Origin of the sequence: Devosia sp. MC521, assembly GCF_014127105.1 — a bacterium.
Lineage (GTDB): Bacteria > Pseudomonadota > Alphaproteobacteria > Rhizobiales > Devosiaceae > Devosia.
In genome coordinates, this window is sequence record NZ_CP059902.1 from 1,142,513 (window position 1) to 1,166,892 (window position 24,380).

Annotated in this window: 25 protein-coding genes; 13 read left to right on the forward strand and 12 right to left on the reverse strand. The window is 57.9% G+C overall.

Features of this window, described 5'->3' with window-relative positions; all coding sequences use genetic code 11:
• Window positions 1-143 precede the first annotated feature (143 nt).
• From H4N61_RS05420 to H4N61_RS05460, 9 genes are all read right to left on the reverse strand, one after another.
• Window positions 144-761, reverse strand: a complete 618-nt coding sequence (locus H4N61_RS05420) for a hypothetical protein (protein ID WP_182395322.1) — start codon at window positions 759-761, stop codon at window positions 144-146.
• Window positions 761-1,369 (reverse strand): hypothetical protein, encoded by a 609-nt coding sequence (locus H4N61_RS05425; RefSeq protein ID WP_182395324.1) that lies wholly within the window; start codon window positions 1,367-1,369, stop codon window positions 761-763. Before H4N61_RS05425 ends, H4N61_RS05420 begins: the two co-directional genes overlap by 1 nt.
• A complete protein-coding gene (locus H4N61_RS05430; protein WP_182395326.1) occupies window positions 1,366-2,163 on the reverse strand; it encodes an ABC transporter ATP-binding protein in 798 nt (265 codons plus the stop codon). Before H4N61_RS05430 ends, H4N61_RS05425 begins: the two co-directional genes overlap by 4 nt.
• Window positions 2,160-3,194: an iron ABC transporter permease gene (locus tag H4N61_RS05435; protein WP_169196268.1), complete on the reverse strand. Its 1,035-nt coding sequence runs from the start codon at window positions 3,192-3,194 to the stop codon at window positions 2,160-2,162. Before H4N61_RS05435 ends, H4N61_RS05430 begins: the two co-directional genes overlap by 4 nt.
• On the reverse strand, window positions 3,187-4,236 hold the full coding sequence (locus H4N61_RS05440; protein ID WP_182395327.1) for an ABC transporter substrate-binding protein: 1,050 nt from the start codon (window positions 4,234-4,236) through the stop codon (window positions 3,187-3,189). Before H4N61_RS05440 ends, H4N61_RS05435 begins: the two co-directional genes overlap by 8 nt.
• A 286-nt stretch (window positions 4,237-4,522) precedes the next feature.
• Complete coding sequence (locus tag H4N61_RS05445) at window positions 4,523-5,221, reverse strand: fumarylacetoacetate hydrolase family protein (RefSeq protein WP_182395329.1); 699 nt, start codon at window positions 5,219-5,221, stop codon at window positions 4,523-4,525.
• Between the two features lie 15 nt (window positions 5,222-5,236).
• Window positions 5,237-6,100 (reverse strand): ABC transporter permease, encoded by an 864-nt coding sequence (locus tag H4N61_RS05450; RefSeq protein ID WP_182395330.1) that lies wholly within the window; start codon window positions 6,098-6,100, stop codon window positions 5,237-5,239.
• Entirely contained in the window at window positions 6,090-6,914 is an 825-nt protein-coding gene (locus H4N61_RS05455) for an ABC transporter ATP-binding protein (RefSeq protein ID WP_169196272.1), read from the reverse strand. The genes H4N61_RS05450 and H4N61_RS05455 overlap by 11 nt, the downstream gene beginning before the upstream one ends.
• Entirely contained in the window at window positions 6,911-7,909 is a 999-nt protein-coding gene (locus H4N61_RS05460) for an ABC transporter substrate-binding protein (protein ID WP_182395332.1), read from the reverse strand. Before H4N61_RS05460 ends, H4N61_RS05455 begins: the two co-directional genes overlap by 4 nt.
• A 106-nt stretch (window positions 7,910-8,015) precedes the next feature.
• Between H4N61_RS05460 and H4N61_RS05465 the strand changes: the two genes are divergently transcribed.
• Window positions 8,016-8,705: a GntR family transcriptional regulator gene (locus tag H4N61_RS05465; RefSeq protein WP_182395334.1), complete on the forward strand. Its 690-nt coding sequence runs from the start codon at window positions 8,016-8,018 to the stop codon at window positions 8,703-8,705.
• Window positions 8,706-8,707: 2 nt separating this feature from the next.
• On the opposite strand, the gene H4N61_RS05470 is transcribed toward H4N61_RS05465, so the two are convergent.
• Window positions 8,708-9,334, reverse strand: coding sequence for a TetR/AcrR family transcriptional regulator (locus H4N61_RS05470; protein ID WP_182395336.1), 627 nt, complete (start codon window positions 9,332-9,334; stop codon window positions 8,708-8,710).
• A gap of 437 nt (window positions 9,335-9,771) precedes the next feature.
• Between H4N61_RS05470 and H4N61_RS05475 the strand changes: the two genes are divergently transcribed.
• Together H4N61_RS05475 and dctP are read left to right on the forward strand one after the other, a co-directional pair.
• Window positions 9,772-10,917: an FAD-dependent monooxygenase gene (locus H4N61_RS05475; protein ID WP_182395338.1), complete on the forward strand. Its 1,146-nt coding sequence runs from the start codon at window positions 9,772-9,774 to the stop codon at window positions 10,915-10,917.
• Window positions 10,918-10,948: 31 nt separating this feature from the next.
• On the forward strand, window positions 10,949-11,956 hold the full coding sequence (gene dctP / locus H4N61_RS05480; protein WP_169196276.1) for a TRAP transporter substrate-binding protein DctP: 1,008 nt from the start codon (window positions 10,949-10,951) through the stop codon (window positions 11,954-11,956).
• Between the two features lie 107 nt (window positions 11,957-12,063).
• On the opposite strand, the gene H4N61_RS05485 is transcribed toward dctP, so the two are convergent.
• Window positions 12,064-12,453, reverse strand: coding sequence for a RidA family protein (locus H4N61_RS05485; RefSeq protein WP_169196277.1), 390 nt, complete (start codon window positions 12,451-12,453; stop codon window positions 12,064-12,066).
• A 247-nt stretch (window positions 12,454-12,700) separates the two neighbouring features.
• Here H4N61_RS05485 and hpaD point away from each other — a divergent pair, with 247 nt between their 5' ends.
• The 7 genes from hpaD to hpaI all read left to right on the forward strand — a co-directional run bounded on the left by hpaD (window position 12,701) and on the right by hpaI (window position 20,220).
• Window positions 12,701-13,720 (forward strand): 3,4-dihydroxyphenylacetate 2,3-dioxygenase, encoded by a 1,020-nt coding sequence (gene hpaD, locus H4N61_RS05490; RefSeq protein WP_169196278.1) that lies wholly within the window; start codon window positions 12,701-12,703, stop codon window positions 13,718-13,720.
• A gap of 26 nt (window positions 13,721-13,746) precedes the next feature.
• Window positions 13,747-15,081 (forward strand): FAD-dependent monooxygenase, encoded by a 1,335-nt coding sequence (locus H4N61_RS05495; RefSeq protein ID WP_169196279.1) that lies wholly within the window; start codon window positions 13,747-13,749, stop codon window positions 15,079-15,081.
• Between the two features lie 39 nt (window positions 15,082-15,120).
• Window positions 15,121-16,164, forward strand: coding sequence for an amidohydrolase family protein (locus tag H4N61_RS05500; RefSeq protein ID WP_169196280.1), 1,044 nt, complete (start codon window positions 15,121-15,123; stop codon window positions 16,162-16,164).
• Between the two features lie 88 nt (window positions 16,165-16,252).
• Window positions 16,253-17,707 carry an NADP-dependent succinate-semialdehyde dehydrogenase gene (gene gabD, locus H4N61_RS05505; protein ID WP_182395340.1) on the forward strand — a complete coding sequence of 485 codons (1,455 nt, stop codon included), beginning with the start codon at window positions 16,253-16,255 and terminating at the stop codon, window positions 17,705-17,707.
• 25 nt (window positions 17,708-17,732) lie between these two features.
• Window positions 17,733-18,602, forward strand: coding sequence for a fumarylacetoacetate hydrolase family protein (locus H4N61_RS05510; RefSeq protein WP_169196282.1), 870 nt, complete (start codon window positions 17,733-17,735; stop codon window positions 18,600-18,602).
• Window positions 18,602-19,402 (forward strand): 2-oxo-hept-4-ene-1,7-dioate hydratase, encoded by an 801-nt coding sequence (gene hpaH / locus H4N61_RS05515; RefSeq protein ID WP_182395950.1) that lies wholly within the window; start codon window positions 18,602-18,604, stop codon window positions 19,400-19,402. Before H4N61_RS05510 ends, hpaH begins: the two co-directional genes overlap by 1 nt.
• Window positions 19,403-19,410: 8 nt before the next feature.
• Window positions 19,411-20,220 carry a 4-hydroxy-2-oxoheptanedioate aldolase gene (gene hpaI / locus H4N61_RS05520; RefSeq protein WP_182395342.1) on the forward strand — a complete coding sequence of 270 codons (810 nt, stop codon included), beginning with the start codon at window positions 19,411-19,413 and terminating at the stop codon, window positions 20,218-20,220.
• Window positions 20,221-20,604: 384 nt separating this feature from the next.
• On the opposite strand, the gene H4N61_RS05525 is transcribed toward hpaI, so the two are convergent.
• On the reverse strand, window positions 20,605-21,837 hold the full coding sequence (locus tag H4N61_RS05525; RefSeq protein WP_182395344.1) for a DUF3500 domain-containing protein: 1,233 nt from the start codon (window positions 21,835-21,837) through the stop codon (window positions 20,605-20,607).
• Window positions 21,838-21,961: 124 nt separating this feature from the next.
• Here H4N61_RS05525 and H4N61_RS05530 point away from each other — a divergent pair, with 124 nt between their 5' ends.
• The 3 genes from H4N61_RS05530 (at window position 21,962) to H4N61_RS05540 (ending at window position 24,376) form a co-directional block, all read left to right on the forward strand.
• Entirely contained in the window at window positions 21,962-22,660 is a 699-nt protein-coding gene (locus tag H4N61_RS05530) for an FCD domain-containing protein (protein WP_169196286.1), read from the forward strand.
• 13 nt (window positions 22,661-22,673) lie between these two features.
• Window positions 22,674-23,483: an IclR family transcriptional regulator gene (locus tag H4N61_RS05535; protein WP_169196287.1), complete on the forward strand. Its 810-nt coding sequence runs from the start codon at window positions 22,674-22,676 to the stop codon at window positions 23,481-23,483.
• Between the two features lie 167 nt (window positions 23,484-23,650).
• Window positions 23,651-24,376, forward strand: a complete 726-nt coding sequence (locus H4N61_RS05540; RefSeq protein ID WP_169196288.1) for a dienelactone hydrolase family protein — start codon at window positions 23,651-23,653, stop codon at window positions 24,374-24,376.
• The last annotated feature ends 4 nt before the right edge of the window (window positions 24,377-24,380 follow it).

The following is a 24,380-nucleotide window of genomic DNA, read 5'->3' on the forward strand; positions in this document are numbered from 1 at the left end:
CCACCTCTTTGGTGCGCATGGCTTTTTGGGTCAAGTCCTAGCCCCGTAGACACTTGGGCGCTACGACATCACAGGAATGTCACAGCGTCCAAACTGACTCGGGTCAGCACCGAATTCGCCGCTCAATCGGGGTCGTTTATGCCTTAGCGGGGGCGGATCGCGTCTTTCGTGCGCAGCCAGGGAAGCAACCCATCCAAGAATCGTGTGGCCGACGGCATGAAGTGGCGGCCGTGATGCGAGAACGGATCAAGGCTCGTGACGATCATGCGCCCCTTGGTCGTCACATCGTCGATGTAGAGGATCGGCCGATTGTCAGGGCCAGTCGCCAACACTTCAGCGCCTTCTGGCACATTGTAGAAGCCGTGCAGATGCCAGGTGATCGCCTTGTGGTCGATGTATTGGAAGAGGCTATGCTCAGGCTTGGCTATTTCTGTCCCCAGCGTTTCACCCGGCGTCAGCCACCACCAAAAATTGGTCGGGCAGGGGTCAAAGCTGACGTTTGGCAGCCACTGCTCATTCTTGCTGCGGCCACTGGCGAACAGCGTCCCGCCACGCTCCAGAAAATCGAGCAGAACCTGCTGCTTGGCCAAGATGCGATGCACCGGCGTGTGGCACGGAACGATGAGCACATCATGCCCTTCTAGCGCTTCGGCCGAGAGCTCTTCTGGGCGTAGGGCCAGGTCAAAATACTCGCGAAAGCGCGGTCCTTCGAGGCATTCGAGCTGGAAGCAGGCGCCAGAGTTTACAAACACAACGCCCATTACATCTCTCCCTTACACCAAGCCACGAGCTTGGGTGCCATTGCCTTGCGCGCATCGGGTTGGTTGCCCACTACCCAAAGGTCATTGCCGGAGTGGTTGAACACCACGCCCCCCTTTGGACGCTCCCAAATCCAGTCGACCGGAACCTGTCGCTCCCCAAAAACCTGAATGGCTTCTGCCCCTTCCGGCATAGGGTTGTGGCCGCGCCCATAAAAGCCCACCACACCCTTATTGGACTCAAGCGCTTCCGTGGGCACGTCAGCAAAGATGGCGTGCTCACGCAGGCGGAAGAGATTGAAGTCTGGACGCTTCGGCTTTTCCATCGGCACGAAAATACCCGGACCATCAATGAAGGGGCGCAGCATGTGGCACATGATGGCGATGCGGCCGCCACGATCCAGAAGCGCCTCTAGCTGAGGCTTGATGTCCATCAGGGCAATCTGATCAACCGCCAGCGGCAGGATCAGACCTTTGGCATCGGCGAGATCATCCTCTGTAACATCGGACTGACGCAGCCAGCGCAGATCACCGGCCGCAACGCTTGGCTCAAAGCTGGAGGCAACGCCTCCGTCTCCATTGTGCAGGAGGACCACTGGCGCTCTGGTCATTGTGAAAGCTCTCGTAGAATTTGAGTGTATTTAGGCGCGATCAGAACGTCGCCATCGGCAGTGACGGATTTCGAAACCGGCACTGAGAAGGTGTCTTCAAGCAACTGCTCGGTGAGGGTCGTACCCACCGGACCAAAAACTGGTCCGCGTGTTTTAGACAAGACCAAAACCTGCCCGCCGCACACTAAGGCATGCTCTGGATCATGTGTGGTGACGATCACGGTATTGCCACGCTCGCGCAGGCGCTGGATTGCGGCGATCACCTGCATCTGATTGGCAATATCGAGATGCGACGTCGGCTCATCCAGCACCACCACTTGCGATTGTTGCGCCAGCGCCCGCGCAATGCGCACCATCTGGCGTTGACCTCCCGAGAGCGACGGCAGCTCACGATCGGCGAGGTCGGCAACGCCCATCACCTCAAGCACCGCCGAGGCGATCTCCTCGTCCTTCTTGCCCGGACGTTCAAACAGCCCCAAGTGCGGTGCGCGCCCGGTGAGCACGGTTTCGCGCACAGTCAGCGCAAAGGTCATGTTCTCGCTCTGCGAAACCAAGGCGATGGCCTTCGCGCGATCGCGAATGCTCATCTCTTTCAGCGGCTTGCCGAGCAGTGTCACAGTGCCACTGATGGGGTTAGAGAGCCCGGTAATGGCGCGCAGCAACGTCGTTTTGCCAACGCCATTGGGCCCGAGAATATTGAGAACGTCGCCTTTTGCGAGGTCGCAATTGAGGTCGCGGACCAGCACGTTCTTGCCATAGCCGGTGGCGACTTTGCTGAGGCCGAGGGCGGTCATGACCAACCCTTTCCGCTACGTGCAAGCAGGACGGCAAAGAACGGCGCGCCGACGAGGGCGGTGACGATGCCCAGCGGAATTTCCGCCATGACGAGGGTGCGGGCGAGCGTATCGACGATCAGCAAGAACGTCGCGCCCAGTGCCATCGACATCGGAATGAGTTTGACGTGGTCGGGGCCGACAATCATGCGCGCCAGATGCGGGGCAACAAGCCCAACCCAACCGACGATCCCGCAGGTCGAAACTGCGGCCGCACAGAGTAGGGTGCCAAGCGTGATGTGCAAAATGCGCTCGCGCTTGACGTTCACGCCAAGCAGCTGCGCCTGTTCATCGCCAGAGGTGAGCAGGTTCAGTCGCCAGCGCAGCAGATAGACCAGCACCATCGCCGGGATCGCCACCACGGCGATATTGATGAATGCATCCGTGCCAGCAGCGGAGAGCGAACCGAGTAGCCAATATTCGATCACCGGCAGCTTGTTCTCGGTGTCGGCGGTATATTTCAGAAGGCCGAGGAGGGCGGTGAACACCGAGCTCGTAATCGTGCCGGAGAGGATCAACACCAGCGTGTTGGAATTCTTATAAAGCCGCGCCAGAAGCACAGCCGCAATCACTGCCAGACCGCCAAAGGCAAAGGCATAAAGCTGAATGGTGAGCGTGCCGCCGCCCTGCAAAATCGCGACAGCCGCACCAAAACCGGCACCGGCGGAAACGCCGAGCAAGAAGGGACTGACCAGCGGATTGCGGAAGACGCCTTGGAAGCTCACGCCGCTCGACGCCAGACACGCGCCAACCAGCAAAGCAACGCCGATGCGCGGCAAGCGGATATTGAAAATGACCGTTTCAACGCGCGCATTCCAATCGACGGGAATGTCGATAAAGCGCGACAGGATCACTTTGATAACAGTAACAGGATCAATGCCGTAGCGGCCTGCATTCATGGCGAAAAGGCTCGCCGCGATCATGCAAACGCAGGTGATAGGCAAGGCGGCGCCGGACAAAGTCCGGCGCACAAGGCTGTCGCGATTAGTCACGCGCGTAACCGATGCGGTAGAAGGTCTGGTAATAGTCCTGAACTATCGCTTCTAGGTCGAGATCGGCATAGAGTTCTGGATAGAACAGCGAGCCGAGATAGGCTTCGCCGAGGCCAAGGCTTTCTGGAGCCGGATGGCCATTCGGACGCACGAATTCTGGCAGCAGGTAAACCTTGCCGTTCTTGACGGCGTCGATTTCGGCCCATTCGGCCTTGGTGGTGATCGCCTCATAGGCCTCCACCGAACGCTCTTCGACGATGATCACTTCCGGGTTCCACGCCAGAACCTGCTCAAGCGTCACGGTTGCGTTGCCGTGCAACTCGCCAGCGACGTTAAAGCCACCAGCCTGTTCGATGATCAGGCCAGTATACTTGCCCGCGCCACGGGTGCTGGTTTCGGACGAGGCGAGATAGACGCGGGTGCGGTCTTCTTCTGGGATGCCTGCGGTGCGTTCATCCGCAATCGCACGACCCTTTTCCATCGCCGCGACGAGCTTTTCGGCCTGTTCTTCCTTGCCGTAAATCTCACCGAGCAGTTCCACAGCCCCGGTCACGCCAGCGGTGTAGGCGGCCTTCTCGTCTTCCAGCTCTGGGTCGGTCTTGCCATATTGGCTTTCCGGCAGGTCCGCAAAGGCAAGCGCGATGGTTGGGATATTGGCGTCTTCAAGCTGCTTGATAACGGCCGCATCCATAAAGTGTGGGATGATCACCAGATCAGGGTCCAGCTCCAGCAGGCTTTCCATGTTCACCGCGCGCAATTCGCCTGGCTTGGCGATGTCGATGAACTCGGGCGTGATCTTGCGGAAGCCGGGGCTCAGGCGCTTGTCCCAATCCACCAGAACGCCCGCCACCTGCGCTGTCGCATCCAGCTGTGCAACCACATCGAGCGCCTGGTGGAAGAGAACGACCGAGCGCTCAATCTTATCGGCGACAACAACTTCACGACCCATCTGGTCGGTAAAGCTACGGTCGGCGAAAGCCGGGGTGGCGATCAAAGCGATAGCAGTTGCGAGCGTAAGGGAGCGTGCGAAGGGGAGACGCATAATACAAACCTGATCTAGGAACTCAGATTTGCGTGCTCTATTGCCATTCGCCGCCGAGTCCAAGCCCCGGCCTAGCCGATTTAAGCCATTGGTTTTGAAATGATTGTTGATAACATGATGGAGTGGTTCATGTTTTCGGTCGACAGCGCCCCGCGCCGAGACCTTCTGACGCACAAACACTACGCAGCGTGGAAAAGCCCCCGCGCCATAAAAATAGCCCCGCCGTTGGGCGAGGCTAAAAACCTTGTGGTGCCGTGCGAGCGGGGTGGCCCGCGAAAGGTTTGCGTTATTCAGCGGCGAGAATGTTCAGGCTGATGGGCTCGAGGCCTTCAACGCCGCCTTCGATGCTCTGACCGGCAACGACAGCACCGACACCGGCAGGGGTGCCCGTGTAGATCACGTCGCCGGGCTGCAGGTGATAGTAGTGCGAGAGGTGCGAGAGCAGCTCTGGAACCGACCAGACCAGATCGGAGAGCTTTGCGTCTTGGCGGGTTTCGCCGTCCACCTTGAGCCAAATCGACTGCTCGCCAATCGCACCAAATTCCGCAGCCGGAGTGATCGCGGTCAAAACAGCTGACTGTTCAAAATCCTTGCCGAAATCCCACGGACGACCCTTGGCGCGTGCGACGAGCTGGAGGTCGCGGCGCGTCATGTCGAGGCCACAGGCGTAGCCGAACACCGCATCACTGACCTCATCGATAGACGCCTTAAACAGCGGCTTGCCGATGACCACGACGAATTCCATTTCGTAATGGTAGTTCTCAGTGCCCGGCGGATAAGGGATCGACGAGCCATTGGCCGTCAAAGCCAGAGGGTTCTTGAGGAAATAGAATGGTGTCTCGCGATCGACCTCAACACCCATTTCCTTGGCGTGGTCGGCATAGTTGCGACCCACGCAGAAGATACGGTGAACCGGATAGAGATCGTCGGTTCCGACAACTGGAACTGCCGGGAAAGACGGGTCAGCAAAGAGACGATTAGACATAGAAAACCTTATTTATCAGTCGTTTCCGCGACGGTTCTGCCAGAAGACAACGCGCTTCTCGGTGAACATGACGATGGCGTACATCGATAGCCCGACGAGGCTTAGATAGATGATGAGGGCAAACACGCGCGCCGTATCAAGCTGCGATGCAGCCACACGGATCAGCTCACCAAACCCCTTGCCGCCACCGAGAAATTCCGCGGTGATTGCGCCGGCCATAACCGATAAGGCGCCAATCTTCAGACCCGTAAAGATCTGCGGCAGACCAAAGGGGAACTTCATGCGGATGAGCGTCTGAAGGCGGTTAGCGCCCATGGTGCGGAACAGCATGTGAGCGTTCTCGTCCGCAGATTGCAGGCCCGAGGCCGTGCCGACGATGATCGGGAATACCGATACGAAGGTTGCCAGAGCGATCTTGCTTTCTAGGCCAAAACCCAGCCAGGCGACAAACAGCGGTGCAAAGGCAATCTTGGGCATGGTGTCGATGGCAACCAGATACGGCATCACCGCGCGTTCGCCGAACTTGGTTTCACCAACCAGCGTGCCGAGGCCGATACCAATGATTGCGGCGAGCAAAAATCCGATCAGCACTTCCTGCGTGGTGATCCACAGCGCGGCCAGCATATAGCCACCCGTCGCCAAATTGAGCCCGACGGTGATGATCTGGTTCCACACCTGAAACGGCGTGGGCAGGATGACAGTGTTGATCAGGCCCGACATGGTCACGAGATGCCAGAGCGCAAAGATAATCGCGCCCAAGCCGAGAATGGCGACCGAACGGGGCAGGCGGTCGATGGGCGATACTTTTTCGGTCCATACGGTCGAGGGAAACTCAGTTGTATCAACCAGCGGCGGGAGGACCTTGATGTTACTTCCCATGGTTCACACCCATATCTAGTCGGTTGCGGATGTAAGCAACGAGCTCGCCAAAATGAGGATCAAGCATCATCTCCAGCGTACGCGGACGCGGCAGATCGATGATCACTTCTTCCATGATCCGACCGGGGCGTGCGCCCATGACAAAAACCTTGTCCGACAGCAGAACGGCTTCGGGGATCGAGTGGGTGATCAGGAATGTCGTGGCATTGCGCGCCATACAAATGCGCTGCAATTCCATATTCATGTGGTCACGCACCAACTCATCGAGCGCCGAGAACGGCTCGTCGAGGAGAAGGATTTGCGGTTCGGTGATCAGCATCCGGCATATTGAAGCGCGTTGCTGCATCCCGCCCGAAAGCTCTTTGGGATAAGCGTTTTCAAATCCCTGCAGACCAACCAGCTCCATCAGCGCTTCGGCATTGCTCCGCTGGGCGCGTGCAGCAGCTTTCCCGTGACGGATTTCAATGGGTTGAAGAATGTTCTCGATCGTGGTCATCCACGGCAGTAGCACCGCCTGCTGGAACATCATCCCGATGTCCGGGCGCGTGCCCAAAACGGGTGAGCCAGCCAGCATCACTGAGCCCGCCGTTGGCGAAACCAGACCAGCCATGATCTTGAGCAAAGTAGATTTGCCGCAACCCGACGCGCCGATCACCGAGGTGAAACTGCCACGCGGCAGGTCAAAGCTCACATTTTCAAGCGCGGTAACGGCCTGTCGAGCGAAGGCCTTTTGGAGGTTGCGGACCTGATAGACCGCAGGAGCCGAAGCTCCTGCGTTTGTTGTTTCCAGACCCACAGAAGGGGACTGCGTCATTTGCCGTTCCAAGTGTCGATGAAGTCATTGGTGTAGACGACGCTGAGGTCATCCAGTGGCTTTTCCAGTTCGCCGGAAGCCACAAGGCTTTCTTCCCAGGCCTTCCAGGCGTCGAGGTCCTGATAGCCATAACCGAGCGAAGCATCGAACGGGGTCTGACGAATGATGATCTGGTCGATCAGCGCATTCGCGAACTCTTTGTCCTCAACTTCCTGCGGGTTTTCAGCGCCAATGTGCTGGATCAGAGCTTCGCGGTTTGCCGGATCAGCAGCCCACTTTGCACCCTTGACCAGAGCGCGGCCGAAGGCTTCAACGTCCGACTTGTTCTCATCCAGATACGGCTGCATGGCTGCGAGCGCGTTGCCGAAGAAAGTCTTGAACTTGTCCGGTGTGATGTTGGTCAGCTTGACGCCACGCGCGTTCAGAATTGCCGCGTCGTTGGTCGCTGCCGCATAGGCATCAATATCGCCGCGCAGGAAACCGGCAGTGGCCTGGCCACCATCACCAACCACGAGGAAGGTGAAGTCCTTACCTTCTTCAAGGCCGGCTTCGGTCAGGATCGAGCGCGCAAACGCCGATTCAGACCCGTCAGCGGTACCGATACCGATGACTTTCCCCTTCAGCTGATCAGCCGAAGTGATTTCCGAACCTTCTTTGACCACGATCGAGAACGAGCTGAGTGGGTTGAGGCGATAGATATTGGTGATTTCTACGCCACGCGAACGCGCCTGCAGCAGCGGGCCTGCACCCGGATTGCCGATCTGTGCCTGACCAGCGGCCAGAGCCTGAATAACGGCACCCGAGCCGTTCAGGGCTTCGATGGTGACGTTGACGCCTTCGGCTTCAAAATAGCCTTCGCCCTGCGCTGCAATAATTGGCAGGAGCAAAACAGCCGATGGATTAGGGACCGCAACGGTGATGTCACCGGCAAATACTGCTTGGCTGCTCATAATTGCGAAAGCCGATGCAGCGATCCAACCCTTGAAATGATCCATGATTTCTCCTCCAAATAAGATAATGGATTATTCTTATAAATTCGAATAGATTTCCATTTTGCGACTTTGTCAACCTGCGCTAGAACAGATCGGTCTGGGGGACGCCATGAACGAAGACAAACCTGATGAGCCGACCAAGCTGACGGCCGCGAGCCAAATCGCCTTGGAGTTACGTCAAGAAATATTGCAGGGCTCATTGCCGCCCGGCAGTCGTTTGCGTATTGAAGTGCTTCGCCAGCGCTTTTCGACTGCGATCAACCCTGTTCGAGAAGCGCTCAACCGCCTTGTTGCAGAAGGCTTAGTTGATCTGCAGGACCACAAAGGCTTCTCGGTCAGCCAGGTATCTTTGGAAGTATGGCGTGATCTGCTCGAGGCCCGGTGTATTCTCGAGGTTGAGGCGCTCCGCCGGTCCATCGCCAATGGCACCGAAGAGTGGCGCGACGAGATTGTCGTAAGCCTTCATCGGCTAACCCGCACGCCGCGATTCTTGGACGACGCGCGCAAAGTCCGGAATGATAAGTGGGAGGTCTACCACCACCGGTTCCACCGGGCGCTGGTGTTCTGCTGTGGCTCAGACAAAATTATGGCGATCTGCGATGACCTGCGGGAACAGTCGGACCGGTATCGCGCAGTTGCCGCTTCATCGCATAAGCCCCGCACCGATTATGATGATGAGCACAAGGCGATCGCTGAAGCCGCAATGGCCGGAAATGGCGATGAGGCCGCAGGGCTATTGGAGCGTCACTACCGGAAAACGCTCAAGGTGATTGAGCAATATTTCGCTGAGCAGCACTGATCTCAATCGGCGCGGACGGCTGTTTCGTCCAGAACAAAAACCGCGTTGATCACCACGTCGATAGACTCGCCAATTTTCTGCATCACCGGATTATTGCCGGTGAGCATGGCAGTCATCAGATTGACGCTGCAGGTCGCGCCAAACAGCATGCCAGCGATGAGGTTGGAGCTGAGCGCAACGCGTCTGCGCTGTTCGGGTATCCGGTCGATAGCCTCCACCAGCGAAGCGCGACTTTGATAAATACCCAGCTCCAGAAACGTATCCGCAATCCCGTTCTTGGAAATGCTCTCTCCAACAGCGAGCCGACACAGATTGATGTGGCGGGGCGACAGCACATGCTTTGAAATAATGCGCAATCGTTGGCGCACCTCGTCAACCGGGTCATGCGCCACGGCCTGCGATGCCCCGGCGTCCCACAGGTAAGACGACGACACCAGCTCGCGCAGCAGTTCCTCTTTGTCAGCGAACATCACATAGAGCGTCTTCTTGCTCATGCCCGCTGCCTTGGCGATTTCGGTCATCGTTACGCCGGAATAGCCCTTGTCACAGAACAGACGTTCCGCATGTTCAAAGACCAGTTCACGTCGTTCTTCTGCTGCCATCGTCACTGGCCGGCCGACACGTGCCATACTCACTGCCTTCGCTTTATTCGCCGCTCTTTTCACCGACCGTGCACGGTAAGACACCGCCCGAACCTATTCTTGTCCATATACTGGAAAAGTCTCAAGATCGTTGGTGAAGACCCAAAACTTTGTGTGTCGCCAAACCTGACACTCCGACCTCTCCTCTAAGTATCTGAAATTAAGATATTTTCTGTCCATCCTTTGAGGCGCTGCATCTGCTCCCACCGATGGACTTTCAGGCCCATGGTTTTGCCTTTTCGTCCGCGAAACCCGCGCGGAAAATACGGAAATCCAGCCAGTTTTTCCGCGCTGCACCCGCACCTTAGCGCCAAAACCCACCCTCAACCGATCCAAAGAATTCCTACGATACCCGATACTTGACTTGGGAAACTGTCAGGTTTCCTAATGGCGGCAACAAAGGAACTCTAGGGAGGAGGTTTCCGATGAAGGAAATCAAGGTTCTCGTTGTCGGAGGCGGGATCGGTGGACTCGCAACGGCTATTGCAATGCGTGGCAAGGGCTTTGCCGTCGACGTTATCGAACGCAGCTCCGATATGCATGCATCGGTTTTTGGCGTCGGCATTATTCAGCCTTTCAACGCCTTGCGCGCTCTGGATGCTATTGGTTGCGCGCAGCAGTGTTTAGAATTTGGCTACTCCACTCGCGCATGGGGCAAGACCCTCAATGCCGAAGGCGTCGAAGTTCGTCAGATGCCGGGTGCGACCATTCCGGGTTCTAACCTTCCGCCCATGAATGGCATTACCCGTCCAAAACTGCACGAAATTCTGACAACGCGGGCAAATGACGTCGGCGTCAACATTGCCTATTCGACCACTGTTTCCAGCTACGAGCAGGGCGCGAATGGCGTTGACGTGGTGTTCTCGAACGACACAGCGGCCCATTATGATGTGATGGTCGCGGCGGACGGCACCTATTCCAAGCTCCGTGAAGACATCACCGGCGACGACACCAAGCCCGCTTACAACGGCCAGTCGGCATTCCGCGTCAACATTCCACGCGTCATCGACGGCGAGATGGAGATTGACCGCATCATACTTCAACACGCTCCCCACGGCATGGCCGGGTTCGTGCCGATTGGTCCAGACTTGGCTTACATGTTCTTCAACACCAGTTGGGACAAGTCGGTTCGCTATGAGGCCGCGGAATTGCCAGCGGTCCTGCGCGAGCAGCTTAAGGGCTTTGGCGGCCTGACCGGCGCGGTGCGCGATCGTTACATCTCCGATGATGCCAATATCGTGCTGCGCCCCATCGAGTGGATGATCGCTGATGGCCCATGGCACCGCGACCGTCTCGTGATGATCGGCGATGCCGCACACGCATTCCTTCCGCACATGGGGCAGGGCGCTGCTCAGGCCATCGAAGATGGCGTCGTGCTCGCGGAAGCACTCGCCGAACACGACGATTACGAAGCCGCTTTCGCCAGCTACTTCGAGCGCCGTTACGACCGGTGCCGCCGGGTTATTCAGGCCTGTGTGGACATCGGCGAATGGGAGAAGGGCCGTCTTAAAGACTTCGACAACGTGGCCACCACGCAGTCGATCATCGAGACCTTGGTCCAGCCCATCTAAATCCATCAACCTGTCATTCAAGGAGGAGAGAATGACACTACTAAAGCGCTTGGCTGTTTTGGCTGCGCTGGGGGCGTTTTCGTCCCCAGTCGCTGCCCAAACGGAAATTATTTTCAACACTTACCTGCCGGTTTTTGAAGTCACTCAGCAAGTCGCTGTGCGCGAATTTGCTGAGCGTATCGAAGCGGAAAGCAAGGGCGACATCGACATCCACATCCCTGATGTGTCGTTGGCCCCGATTGATCGCCAATATGAGATGATCCTTGATGGCATCTCCGACATGGCCTTCATTCCAACCAATACTGTCCCGCAGATTGTTGCGCTCAACCGTATTGCCGATCTGCCCGGCCACGCCCCATCGGCGTCCGCTGCCTCGCAGGCGCTCTGGGCCACCTATAAAGAGCACTTTGAACCCTTGAACGAATACAAGGGCCTAGTTGTTCTTTCGGTGCATGCCCTACCAGGTCGCCAGTTCATGTCGATCAAGAAGCCCTTGGAAGAGGTTGCCGATTTCCAGGGCATGAAGCTGTGGACCCCACCGGGCGCGATGAGCGAAATCGTCACCGGTCTTGGTGGCGTGCCGGTGATGGAGCCCTTCACCAGTCTGCATGAGAACGTCAGCAAGGGCACTGTTGAGGGCTTGGTGATCACACCGGACTCGGCCAACTCGGCCCGCGTTCTCGAAGAAGCCCGGTTCCAGACCAAGATTGATGGTGGTCTGGGTTCAATCTCTTTTGCGGTGGTTATCCGTGAAGAGCGTTGGAACGAGCTGAACGACGAGCAGCGTGCTGCAATCGTCCGCGCTGCTGAAGGTTTACCAGCCCGCACAGGCGCAGCCGTTGATGCGCGTGAAGTCGAAGTTGCTGCCAAGTTTGATCATCTGGCTCAGGTTGAGCCATCGGCAGGATTGGTGGAAGCCATTACGCCGATTTTGGCTGGCCAGCTTGAAAACTGGAAAGAACTCGCGAAGTCGAAAGGTCTCGCCGATCCAGACGCTGCAATTGCGACCTACCGCGCGGCCCTCGCTGCCGCTCAATAAGAACAAGCTCCCTCCCGGAGCTCGGGGCTCGATCTTCGGATCGGGCCCTATTCCTCTTTCTGGCGGCACAAGAAAAAGGCCCAATCTTCCGATCGAGCCCTAATTGGTTACTTGCTGGCGACGGCCACAAAATCACATTGCACCAGCATTCCCCCCTGCAAATCTGCCTGCACGGCCTGCCGGGTTGGGCGGTTTTGCGGATCGGGGAACATTTTCACCCAATGCGGATTGACCATGTCGCGCTGCGAGCGGTCTTTCATCAAAATGGTGATTTTGATGATGTCATCGGTGGTCAGGCCCGCCGCTTCCACGATGGTCCGCACATGGCCGAACATCAGCTCGCATTGCTTTTCCATGCCCTCAGTCGAGGTTGCCATTGTTTCGGGGTCGAAGCCATGAATACCGCCCGAGTAAACAATGTCACCGATCCGGCACGCAGCCGGTGTCGGGTTTTTATGGACGAAGCTATCGACGTAGATGCTCTGACGTTTCGACACGTTTAGGGCTTCCTCTTCCCAATCTTGTTTGGTGCCAGCAGCAGTCACAATCGTTGATTGTTCAAGGTAAAAGCCCACTCTTTTTCACAATACGGACAGGCTCTTGCTTGTCGGTGGGCGCATCCGCTCTGGGTGATTTTAGTTTTCGCTATGTGAACAAAAACGCCAGCTTCAGTTGAGGCAAACTTCAGCACGCGCTCAACTTGCCTTCCAAGAAAAGTCAGCAATGACCCCGGGAGGCAGGTCCATGAGCATGGACGATATCGTTCTTCATCCGCCGTTCAACATCACGCGTTCGAGCCACATTGTGCTCACCGTGGCGGATCTCGACGCGTCTAAGGCATTCTACACCGATCTTTGCGGCTTGGTGGTCAGCGATGCCGATAGCGAAGCGGTCTATCTGCGCGGCATGGAAGAAGCGGCGCATCACTCGCTGGTTCTGCGCAAAGGCAATGATCCAGTCTGCCAGCGCGTTGGTTTCCGCGTGCAGACAGATGACGATATCCGTGCCGGTTATGACTACTTCCAGTCCAAAGGTGTTGAATCTTCCATCGTGGAAGTCCCGTATCAGGGCCTGACCCTGCATGTGCGTGACGCGGTGGGCGTGCCGCTGGAGTTCACCTCCAGCATGGAACTGCGCCCACGCCTGATGACCGCTTACGATCAATACCGCGGCGCCTCGGCTCAGCGCCTTGATCACTACCAGCTGCAGTCGGCCAAGGTTCGCAAGAGCTACGAATTCTATCAGCCCCTCGGCTTCCGCACCTCCGAATACACCTTCTCGGAAAACGAAGATGGCTCTGAACACCTCTGGGGCGTGTGGATGCAGCGCAAGGGCAATCCGCACGATATCGTCTTTACCCATGGTCCTGGCCCGCGCCTGCACCACTTTGCCTACACCCTTCGCGACGCGTCCGACATGATCCGCGCTTGCGACGTGGCTGGTGCTCTTGGTTTGGGCCAACGCCTCGAGCGCGGTCCGGGTCGTCACGGCATTTCCGGTGCCATGTTCATCTACTTCCGCGATCCGGACGGGCATCGCATCGAGCTCTTCAACACCCATTACCAGCACATCGACATCGAACCCGCTGTGGGTTGGTCGCTGTCCAATCCCAAGCGTGCGGATCAGTGGGGCCTACCGGCTCAGGAGCAGTGGTTTGCAGAAGCCACCCGCTTTGCTGGCGCCGAGCCGAGCCAGCCAGACGAAAACATCCCGCTGCCAACTCTTGAAAAGTTCTTGGCGCGCAAGGCGGCCGAACGCGCCTGACGCGCGGCCATTAGAGGAGAAATGACATGCTGAACATTGCCATTATCGGCGCTGGCCCCGGCGGCCTCGCACTGGCTCTGCGCTTGCAGCAGAAGGGGTTTAACCCCACGATTTATGAAGGCGCACCAGAGCTGAAGCCGCTTGGCGTTGGCGTCGACATCAAGATCTATGGCGTCAAGGAAATCACCGAAATGGGGCTCCTTGAAGAGTTCCAGTCGATCTCGGTGGAAGCCATCGACAGCATTTTCTACACGCGCTACGGCCAGATGATCTATGGCGAAAAGTGCGGCAAGCACATGGGCTATCCCCATGAGCAGCGCTTCGTTCATCGCGGCGATCTGCAGATGATGTTCTACCGTGCGGTCCTGGATCGTCTCGGCCCGAACTCTGTTCAGCTGGGCAAGCGTTGCACGGGCTTCGAACAGGATGAAACCGGCGTCACCATTCACTTCGAAGGTCTGGACGGCACCAAGTCCTCGGCCCGCCACGATGTGCTCATCGGCGCCGATGGCATCAAGTCTGCTGTCCGTAACCAGCTCGTTCCCTCGTCTTCGGCCAGCCACTATTCGGGCGTTGCCATGTGGCGCGGCGTCACCGTTATGCCTCCATTCCGCAATGGCGGCACCATCCTGCACATCGGCGATCCAATCGCTCAGGGTTCGATGATCGTTTATCCGATCACCAACAATGTCGACGGCAAGGGCAACCAGCTCGTCAACTGGGTGGTCGAACAGAACGGCCAGCCAAAGTCGCTGGAAGACTGGAACCAGCGCATGGATCAGGGCGAAATCGCCCACAATTTCGACGAGTGCAAACTCGATTTCGTCAACGTGGGTGAGATCATCCGCAATGCGCGCGAAGTCTATCTGTATCCGTTGATCGACCGCGATCCTCTCGACCAATGGTCGTTTGATCGCGTCACCCTCATCGGCGACGCCGCCCACGCCATGTATCCGCGTGGTGGCAATGGCCTGTGTCAGGCGCTGGTTGATGCCCGCGTTCTGGCTGAAAAGCTCGCTGAGATCGACAATCCCGCTGAAGCCTTCAAGGCCTATGAAGGCGTTCGCCGGGAATTCGCCAACCGTCTCGTCATTGCCAACCGCGGGGAAGGCCCCGAGGTCGTCCGTCGCATTGTCGAAGAACGCTCTGGCGGCAAGCCCTTCGACAATATCGAGGACATTTTCCCCATCGCCGAATGCGAGAAAATCTTCCTCGAATACCACCGCATGGCCGGCATGCAGCGTCCCGACGACGCTGGCCCGCTCGGCTTCCGTGACGAGGGCTTCTTCAACGAGGATCGCGCCAAGAAGGCCGCTGTCGAAAACGACATCGCTGGCGCCAAGGGCTCGGCGCGCGCTTAACGCGCGCCCTCCCGCCGTAGAGATTTGAAAGGACTACCCATGACCGTTATCGACGCCAATATGCACTGGCTGCCAGACACGCTCTTCACCGATGAGAGCCTGCGTGATCTGATGATGAGCTGCATTCCACGCCAGCACGGCATCCACGTTTCGATGGTGCCAGTCGAAGGCAAGGACATTCGCCAGATCATCATCGAAGAGCCAAAGGGCGTAGTGAACATCAACTACGCTGAAGGTCAGTACAACATTGAAAGCCAGCTGGCGGACATGGACAAGGCTGGCATCGACCAGGCTGTGTTCCGTATTCCAGTGTGGCAGGAATGGCTGAACCTTGAAGCCTCCAAGCGCCTCAACGATGGCCTTGCCGAATACATCTCGCGCTCCAATGGCCGCTTCACCGCGCTGGCGGTTTGCCCACCTTGGGGTTCCAAGGACATGATCCGCGAAGTCGAACGTTGCGTCGACGATCTCGGCTTCAAGGGCGTTCAGCTCGCTTGTAAGTATGGCAACATCTACCTCGATGACGAAGCCTTCTTCCCATACTTCGAATTCCTCAACGACCGTAAGCTGCCAGCAGTTGTGCACCACACCCCGCTGCCAGTCGATCACGGCTCGATCCTGACCTTCAACAACATGCGTCGCCAGTACGGTCGGTCGATCGCACAGGGCACCGCTATCGGTCGCGAACTCTTCTCGGGTCTGTTCGATCGCTTCCCAGAGCTGCGCCTGTCGCACTCCATGCTCGGCGGTGGTTTCTTCGCTTTCGTCGACATGCTGGTACCAAAGCCAAAGCACACCTATGGCGATGCTGTTGATCGTTTCGACACCGGTCGTTCCGATCTGCGCGCCCAGCTGCGCAAGAACCTCTTCTTCGATATCTCGGGTGCACCGCAGTGGGGCAAGGCCCAGCTTGAATGCGCTATCGAAGTGCTTGGCGAAGACAACATTCTGTACGGCGGTTCCTACCCGATCCGTAAGGACTGGTTCTTCGACGGCGTTCCAACCGTCAATGGTCTGAACGTTTCTGACGAGATCAAGACCAAGGTTCTGTCGGGCAACGCCAAGAAGCTCTTCAATATCTGATAAAAATACAGCCGACGCCTGCTTTTGGGCGGGCGTCGGCGTTATGTTTTCCTTTGGAAACACGAAACACCTCCCAAAGGAGCGGGATATGACCCTGAAAGATCCGAGCCTTTTCCGTCAGGCTGCCCTTGTTGGCGACCGTTGGATTGAAGGCACAGCCGAAAACGGCTCTCCGGTAAATAACCCCGCCACCGGGGAAATCATTGGCTACACGCCAAAGCTGGGCGTTGCCGAAACGCGCGAGGCTATTCTTGCCGCCGAAAAGGCGCAGAAGGCTTGGGCCGCACGCACCGCCAAAGACCGCTCGAACATATTGCGCAAGTGGTTCGACCTGATGATCGCCAATAAGGAAGATCTCGGGGCGATCCTGACCATGGAGCAGGGCAAGCCGCTTGCTGAAGCCATTGGCGAAATCACCTATGGCGCAAGCTTTATTGAATGGTTCGCCGAAGAGGCGCGCCGCGTCTATGGCGATCTCATTCCCGGCCACCGTCCCGATGCGCGCATCATGGTGATGAAGCAGCCTATCGGCGTGGTCGCTGCCATTACCCCATGGAATTTCCCCAATGCCATGATCACCCGCAAGGCGGGTCCGGCATTGGCCGCTGGCTGCGCTATGGTGCTCAAGCCCGCAGCCCAAACCCCATTCTCCGCCATTGCACTCGCCGTTTTGGCTGAGCGGGCAGGGCTGCCATCTGGCCTATTCTCGGTCATCACCGGCTCCTCGCGCGAAATTGGCGGCGAACTCACCGCCAGCCCCATCGTGCGCAAGCTCACCTTCACCGGCTCCACCGAAGTCGGCGCTGAACTCTATAAGCAAAGCGCCCCGACGATTAAAAAGCTCGGCCTCGAGCTGGGCGGCAATGCTCCCTTCATCGTCTTTGACGATGCTGATGTGGACGCCGCCATCGAAGGCGCATTGATCGCTAAATTCCGTAACAACGGACAAACCTGCGTCTGCGCCAACCGCATCTATGTGCAGGATGGTGTCTACGAAGAATTCGCCGAAAAGCTCGCCAAGGCGGTGGGTGGTCTCAAGGTCGGCAATGGCTTTGACGAAGGCGTCAATCTTGGCCCGCTGATTGACGAAAAAGCCATGGCCAAGGTCGATGAACACGTCTCTGACGCGGTCAGCAAGGGCGCTCGCCTCCTCCAGGGCGGCAAGGCCCATAAGCTTGGCGGCACCTTCTATGAACCCACCGTCATCGCCGATGTGACGCAGGACATGGCCGTTGCCCGCGAAGAAACTTTTGGACCACTGGCCCCGATCTTCCGCTTCACCGACGAGGCCGATGTCATCCATCAGGCCAATGACACCGAGTTTGGTCTGGCGTCCTATTTCTACGCCCGCGATCTCTCGCGCGTCTTCCGCGTCGCTGAAGCGCTCGAATACGGCATGGTCGGGGTTAACACCGGCCTTGTCTCCACCGCCGAAGCGCCCTTTGGCGGGGTTAAGGCATCCGGCCTTGGCCGCGAAGGCTCGCGCTACGGCATCGATGACTTTGTTGAGATTAAATACGTCTGCTTGGGCGGCATCGCCTAAGCCTATACTTCCCAGGGGGGACCCGATGAGGCCGAAATTTGCCAGCTTTGTAACACCAGAGGGGGCGTCTTTCGGCCTCGTCAGAGATGACGGTGTCGTCGATATTGGTCGTCGTGACCAGCGCTATGCTTCGCTCAAAGCCGTTGTCGAGGCGGGAGCTCTGTCCTCCCTCGCAACCCAATATGCCGATACGCCTGTCGACCACGCGCTCGACGCGATCACCTATTCCATCCCGCTCGCCGATCCGGAAAAGATCATCTGCGTCGGCGTCAATTTCCCAGATCGCAACGAAGAGTACAAAGATGGGCAGGACAGTAAGCCCAACCCGTCGCTGTTCATCCGCTTCCCGCGCAGCTTTACGGGGCACGGCCAGCCGCTCATCCGCCCGCCCGAAAGTGTTCAGCTCGATTACGAAGGCGAAATCGCTATCATCATTGGCAAAGCGGGCCGCCGTATCGCTGAGGCAGACGCTTACGATCACATCGCCGCACTAACCCTTTGCAACGAAGGTACGCTGCGCGATTGGGTCCGCCACGCCAAGTTCAACGTCACCCAAGGCAAGAACTTTGACAATTCCGGCGCTATCGGCCCATGGCTTGTCCCCTTCGAGAACGCCGACCAGCTTGCAGACGTTCGCCTGACCACCAAGGTCAATGGCGAACTCCGTCAGGAAGATCGCACCAGCCGCATGATCTTCACCTTCCGCAAGATCATCGCCTACATCTCGACCTTCACCACACTCGTACCCGGCGACATCATCGTCTGCGGCACGCCCACTGGCGCCGGCGCACGCTTTGATCCCCCGATCTGGCTCAAGCCCGGCGACACTATCGAGGTCGAAGCCGAAGGCATCGGCCTGCTCCGCAACACAGTTGCCGATGAGGTATTTCCATGATGAACACGGCAGACGTCATCGACGCCGCTCAGTCGCTTGATGGGGCCGAAAAGTCCCGCCAGCAGATCGGCCTTTTGTCCCTAAAATACCCCGACATGACCATGGACGACGCCTATGCCGTCCAGGCCGAATGGGTGAAGCAAAAGATCGCCGCTGGCCGCAAGGTGATTGGCTGGAAGATCGGCCTCACCTCAAAGGCCATGCAATACGCGCTGAACATCGACATCCCGGATTCCGGCGTGCTGTTCGACGATATGCTCTTTGAAGACGGCGCGACCATCCCGCCAGATCGTTTCATCCAGCCGCGCATCGAAGCCGAAATCGCCTTCATCATGAAGTCCGATTTGTCCGGCCCCAATGTCTCGACCTTCGACGTTCTCAACGCCACCGATTACATTACCCCGGCGCTCGAAATCCTCGACACCCGCATTCTGCGCGTCGATCCGCAGACCAAGAAAACCCGTACCATTGTCGATACCATTTCCGACAATGCCGCCAACGCGGGCATCGTTCTCGGCGGCCGCGCCATGCGTCCCAATGAGGTCGATATGCGCTGGATGGGTGCGATTGTCTCGCGCAATGCCGAGGTCGAAGAAACCGGCCTTGGGGCAGGGGTTCTCAATCACCCCGCGCGCGGCATCGCCTGGCTGGCCAATCGCCTGCACCAATATGGCGACAGAATTTCCGCCGGCGAGATCGTGCTCGCAGGCTCCTTCATTCGCCCCGTCGAAGCGCGCCACGGCGACACCATCACCAGCGATTACGGTCCATTTGGCACCGTCAGCTGCCACTTCAAATAAGGCGCGCCATGCCAGCACCCATCAATAAATTTAAGCAGAACATCCGCTTAGGCAATCCGCAGATCGGCCTCTGGGCCGCTCTCGCCAATCCCTACACCACCGAAATCCTCGGCGGTGCTGGCTATGATTGGTTGCTCTTGGATGCCGAGCACGCGCCCAACGATCTGCCGGTTCTTATGGCGCAATTGCAGGCTCTGAGCGCATCGCCCAGCCACGCCATTATTCGCCCACCGATCGGGGAAACCTGGGTCATCAAGCAGCTTCTCGATATTGGCGCGCAGACCCTGCTCCTGCCCATGGTCGAGAGCGCTGCCCAGACCGCTGAACTGGCCCGCGCCATGCGCTACCCACCCTTTGGCGTGCGTGGCGTTGGCGCGGCCTTGGCCCGCGCATCCAATTTCAATCGCATCCCCGATTATCTGCAGACTGCCAATGATCAGGTCTGCCTTCTCGTCCAGCTCGAAAGCCAAAAGGGCATCGCCGCGCTCGATGAAATCGCGGCTGTCGACGGCGTCGATGGCGTTTTCATCGGCCCGTCTGATCTCGCCGCTGACATGGGCTTTTTAGGCAAATCCGGCGCGCCGGAAGTGCAAGCCGTGGTCGAAGCCGCAATTCTGCGCCTCGTGAAACTCGGCAAGCCAGCGGGCATTCTCATCGGCGATCAGGCTCTCGCCCGCCGCTATCTCGAACTCGGCGCTACATTCGTTGCCATCGGCAATGACGTCACCCTGTTCTCGACCGCCGCCTCAAAGCTGCTCAGCGAGTTCAAAGCCGGAGCGCCCATCGTCTCCGCAGGCTCCAAAGACCCTTACGGCTAAGGCGAGCACTCCAAATGCAAAAGGCCTCCAACGGGAGGCCTTTTTCTTTGTTGAAATGACTACTTCCCCCACCGTCATTGCCGGGCTTGTCCCGACAATCCAGTCAAACTTAGCGCCGCACTGGATCACCGGGACAAGCCCAGTGATGACGAGAGCTCGCAACCGAATATACCCGAAAAGTCAGCCCTGCCTGAGCATTTCTCACCAGCCCCTCGTTCCTTCGTCTCCCTCCCCTTTGAGGGGAGGGACTAAGGGTGGGGGTAAATCCCCCCAACAGAACTCTCCTCGTGACGACAAAAATTCGTCACCAGCCCAGCGCTCCTTCGTCTCCCTCCCCCTTGAGGGGAGGGATTAAGGGTGGGGGATAAAATCCCCCCAAAACGACTACCCCTGTTTCGCTTCCCAAGCCCGCAGCAGCGCCCGTCCATAATCATTCCCGTTCGGAATACGGGTGATGTGGTGGATATGGAACTTGGCTGGCTGTTCATTGGTCAGCCACATGCCGGAGTGATGGTCAAATTCCAGCATGATCACCGGGCTCTGGATACGGAAATAGAACGGGTCTTCGTCCCCGTGTCCGCCGATCCAGCTCCAATAGGTTTCATCCAAATGCCTGGCAATCAGTGCCATCTGCGCCTGACGCGCCGCATCCGGAACATGCTCAATAAAGGTCTCGATCAGCTTGAGCAGTGCGGCCTGTTGTTCTGCTGAGAACTCACTGGCCCTCACCCCCTCATAGGGGATCACGCGGTTGTCCTGAAACGCCCCGCCAAGGTGGCGTTGGTCGGCGAAGTTGAACCGATCCGGCCCCATCTTTGGGTCTTCCATCAGCTCAAAAATCGTCGCGCGCTGCTTCTGCTCGGCGCTCAGCGATTGCATCAGCGCTAGGCCCTGCCGCTCTTCTTCGGTGAACAGCGCAAAGCAATTGCCATTGCCGCGATCGATCACATTGGGCTCAACGCCCATGAACGTCGGTGAAATCACCATCTGATTGCCCACGATCAGACAGTTGAAGGCAACGTGGTGGCCATAAATATTCCAGCCCCAAGGCGCGGTAAGCGACGGCGTGCCAAACATCAGGAAGTGGAAGCTCCACTCGTTCATGATGTTGAGCAGGTCATAAATCTCGCCCAGATAGCGATTGGCCGAGAGCAGGTTCTGCACCTTGGTAAAGCCTACTTCACTCGTGCAGGCCTTAAGCAGCTCTAGGAAAGCATCGCGCGCCGCCTCCGGCATATATTCAAGCCGGACCCCATGGTCGTTGAATGGGATTTCCGGATTATACCAGCCGCGCCATTTGTCATCGTCGCTCTTGTGCGCAATTCCGACCTGATGCTCGGGCGATAGCGCTGCCAGCATCTTTTCCATAGCCGCCACAGCAGGGGCCGGATCGAACCCCTGATCTTCCAGCGCAAACAAATCTTCAATGACCGTGCCGTCGGATGTCACGCCTTTGAACGGCTGGTTGTAGCGGCTCTGCCATTCGGCATTGAGCGCAATCGCGCGTTCCGTTTTCAGAATCGGCTGTGCGTAAACGAACGGGTCCAGCCCGTGCGCATTGGCAATTCGAGGCGTATCCAGCGCCAGCATGTAGTCGCGGAAGTTGTTGCTCGCCATGGTTTTCCTCCCAATCTCTGCATCTAATCGATGGTCTTATACAAAATCGATTTTTTATGCAAAATAGTTTTGCTTGCATCTGATCCCATTTTAGAGGAACAAATAGACCCAATGGAGACTGCCTATGGCGCAAAGCAAAACCGCTGCTGTTTATGAAACCCTCAAAACCGAGCTGCTCGACGGCATGCATACGCCTGGCCAAAAGCTGGCGATTGACCAGTTGGCCGCGCGCTTTGGGGTAAACATCGGCGCGGTTCGCGAAGCGCTCTCGCGTCTCACTTCCGATCATTTGGTCACCTCGCAACCGCAAAAGGGGTTTCTCGTCGCCAAGGTGTCGGTGGCCGACATGCTCGACCTCACCGCTGTCAGAACCGACATTGAAACCCGCTGCCTGCGCCGGTCGATTGAGCTGGGCACTTTGGAGTGGGAAGGTCAGATGCTGGGCACATGGCATCAGCTGTCTCGCACCACGCCCCTCATCGGCGGCGAGCCCAATATCGAATGGTCGCGTCTCCACCAGAAATTCCACGACGATCTGATTTCCGCTTGTGATTCCGTGTGGTGGCTGCGGTTGCGTTCGCAATTGTTTACGCAAGCTGAGCGCTATCGTCGGATGATCCAACCCCATCGTCGGGGTGGCCGCGATGTCGATGCCGAACACCGCCAATTGATCGAACTCTGTCTGGCGCGTGACGCCGACGGCGCCTGCGCCGCGCTCACCGAGCACCTGAACAGAACCGCTCAGACGCTGATCACTTATGGCGCACGCTATTTAGACGAAGCTGAAGACGTAACGAAAAAAAACGCTGCATCAGCAGCATAACAGGGAGGCGACTATGTCTGAGGAGACCGTTACCAAGCCCCGCGCACGTCGGGATGAATCCGGTACGCAGTGCATTCACCGCTCCATTGGCGTCATGCGTCTTTTGGCGTCTAGCCCGCGCGAGGGGCTCAAGCTGGTCGACATCGCTTCGATGCTCGATCTTTCGCACCCCACGGCGCATCGCATTCTCAAAGCCCTCGAAGAAGAAGGCGTTGTCGAGCGCGTTCAAGGTTCGCGCCGCTACACCGTTGGCACCGAAGCCGCTTGGCTTGGCCTTGCCGCCAATGAGCGCTTCCCGATCACCTCGGTCGCCGCTCCTGTTCTCGATGGGCTTTCGGCCTCCATCAAGGATACCGTGTTTCTTGCCGTTCCCAGCATCAATGACTCGGTCTATGCCGACCGTCGCACCGGCTCTTATCCGGTGCAGGTGACCACTCTTGCCGTTGGTGCGCGTCGCCCGCTCGGCATCAGCGTTGCCGGTCGCGCCATGATGGCCTTTATGGGGGATCGCAAGATCGAGGCGGTTCTCGCCCAAAACAGCGCCCGCTACGAACCCTATCGCATGACTGCCGAAACCGTCAGCGCCAGTGTTCGGGAAGCGCGCAATGCTGGCTATCTCTGGGCCGATAGTGTCACCGCCAAAGATCGCCGCGCCCTCTCGGTTCCCGTGCTGAATATGGCCGGAAACCCTGTGGCCGCGCTCAGCGTCATTGCGCCGATCCACCGTCTGCCAGAGGGGCGTATTCCCTCCATCGTGCCTATCCTCAAGCAAGCCGCGGCCGAGATTTCTCAGTCGCTCGTCAAGCGGTCGATAGCCGCCTGATAGGCTTATAAAAATTCCACAGGGCGGCCTTCGGGTCGCCCTTTTTTGTGTCGTTGGTGGCTTTGTTTTCGCAATGTGAACAAAGCCCCAAGCGCAAGTTGCGAGCAAGCCGCCCTCACGGAAAAAGTCGTTTCTAAAATACGGCTTACCGCATGGGAGGGGTTCGTATGGCCCAGACGATCGCCAGCGATCTCGAATATAGTTTTGATGGCACACGCATGATTGGCCGCCGCTTTGGCCCTGTTGGGGCAGGGGATGTGCCGGGCGTATTGGTCATTCACGCCGCTCATGGCCTCGGTGAACAGGTTCTCGGCTGCGCCGAACGTGTCGCCGCTTTAGGCTATGCGGTTCTCGCCATCGATCTTTGGGGTGAGCGCAAGCAGATCACCAATCCGGCCGAAATCGGCCCCATGCTGGGCGCGTTTAATGCCAATCCCGACATGTGGATGGGGCGTATCGAAGCTGCGCGTCAGGCGCTGATCGCTTCGGGCAATGTCGATGCCAAGCGTATCGCTGTCATGGGCTATTGCTTTGGTGGCTCGTCATCCATCGAATTCGTGCGCTCAGGAGCGCCAATTGCTGGCGCAGTGAGCTTCCACGGCGGTCTCGACAATGTCGGCGATGATTTCACCAAAGCCGGTTCAGATGCCCGCGTTCTCATCCTGACCGGCTCTCAAGATCCGCTCGCCTCTGCAGGTGATCTTGCGCGCATTGAAGCCGGGATGAGTGCTGTCGGCCTCAATTGGGAAACCAATGTCTACGCCAACACCAAGCACGGGTTTACCGAGCCGGATCGCGGTCCCCGCCCACCCTTCGCCGCTTACAATGCCATCGCAGACCGTCGGTCGTGGTCGGCTATGAGCGCCTTCCTCGCCGATCTTTTCGCCCACTAAGGAT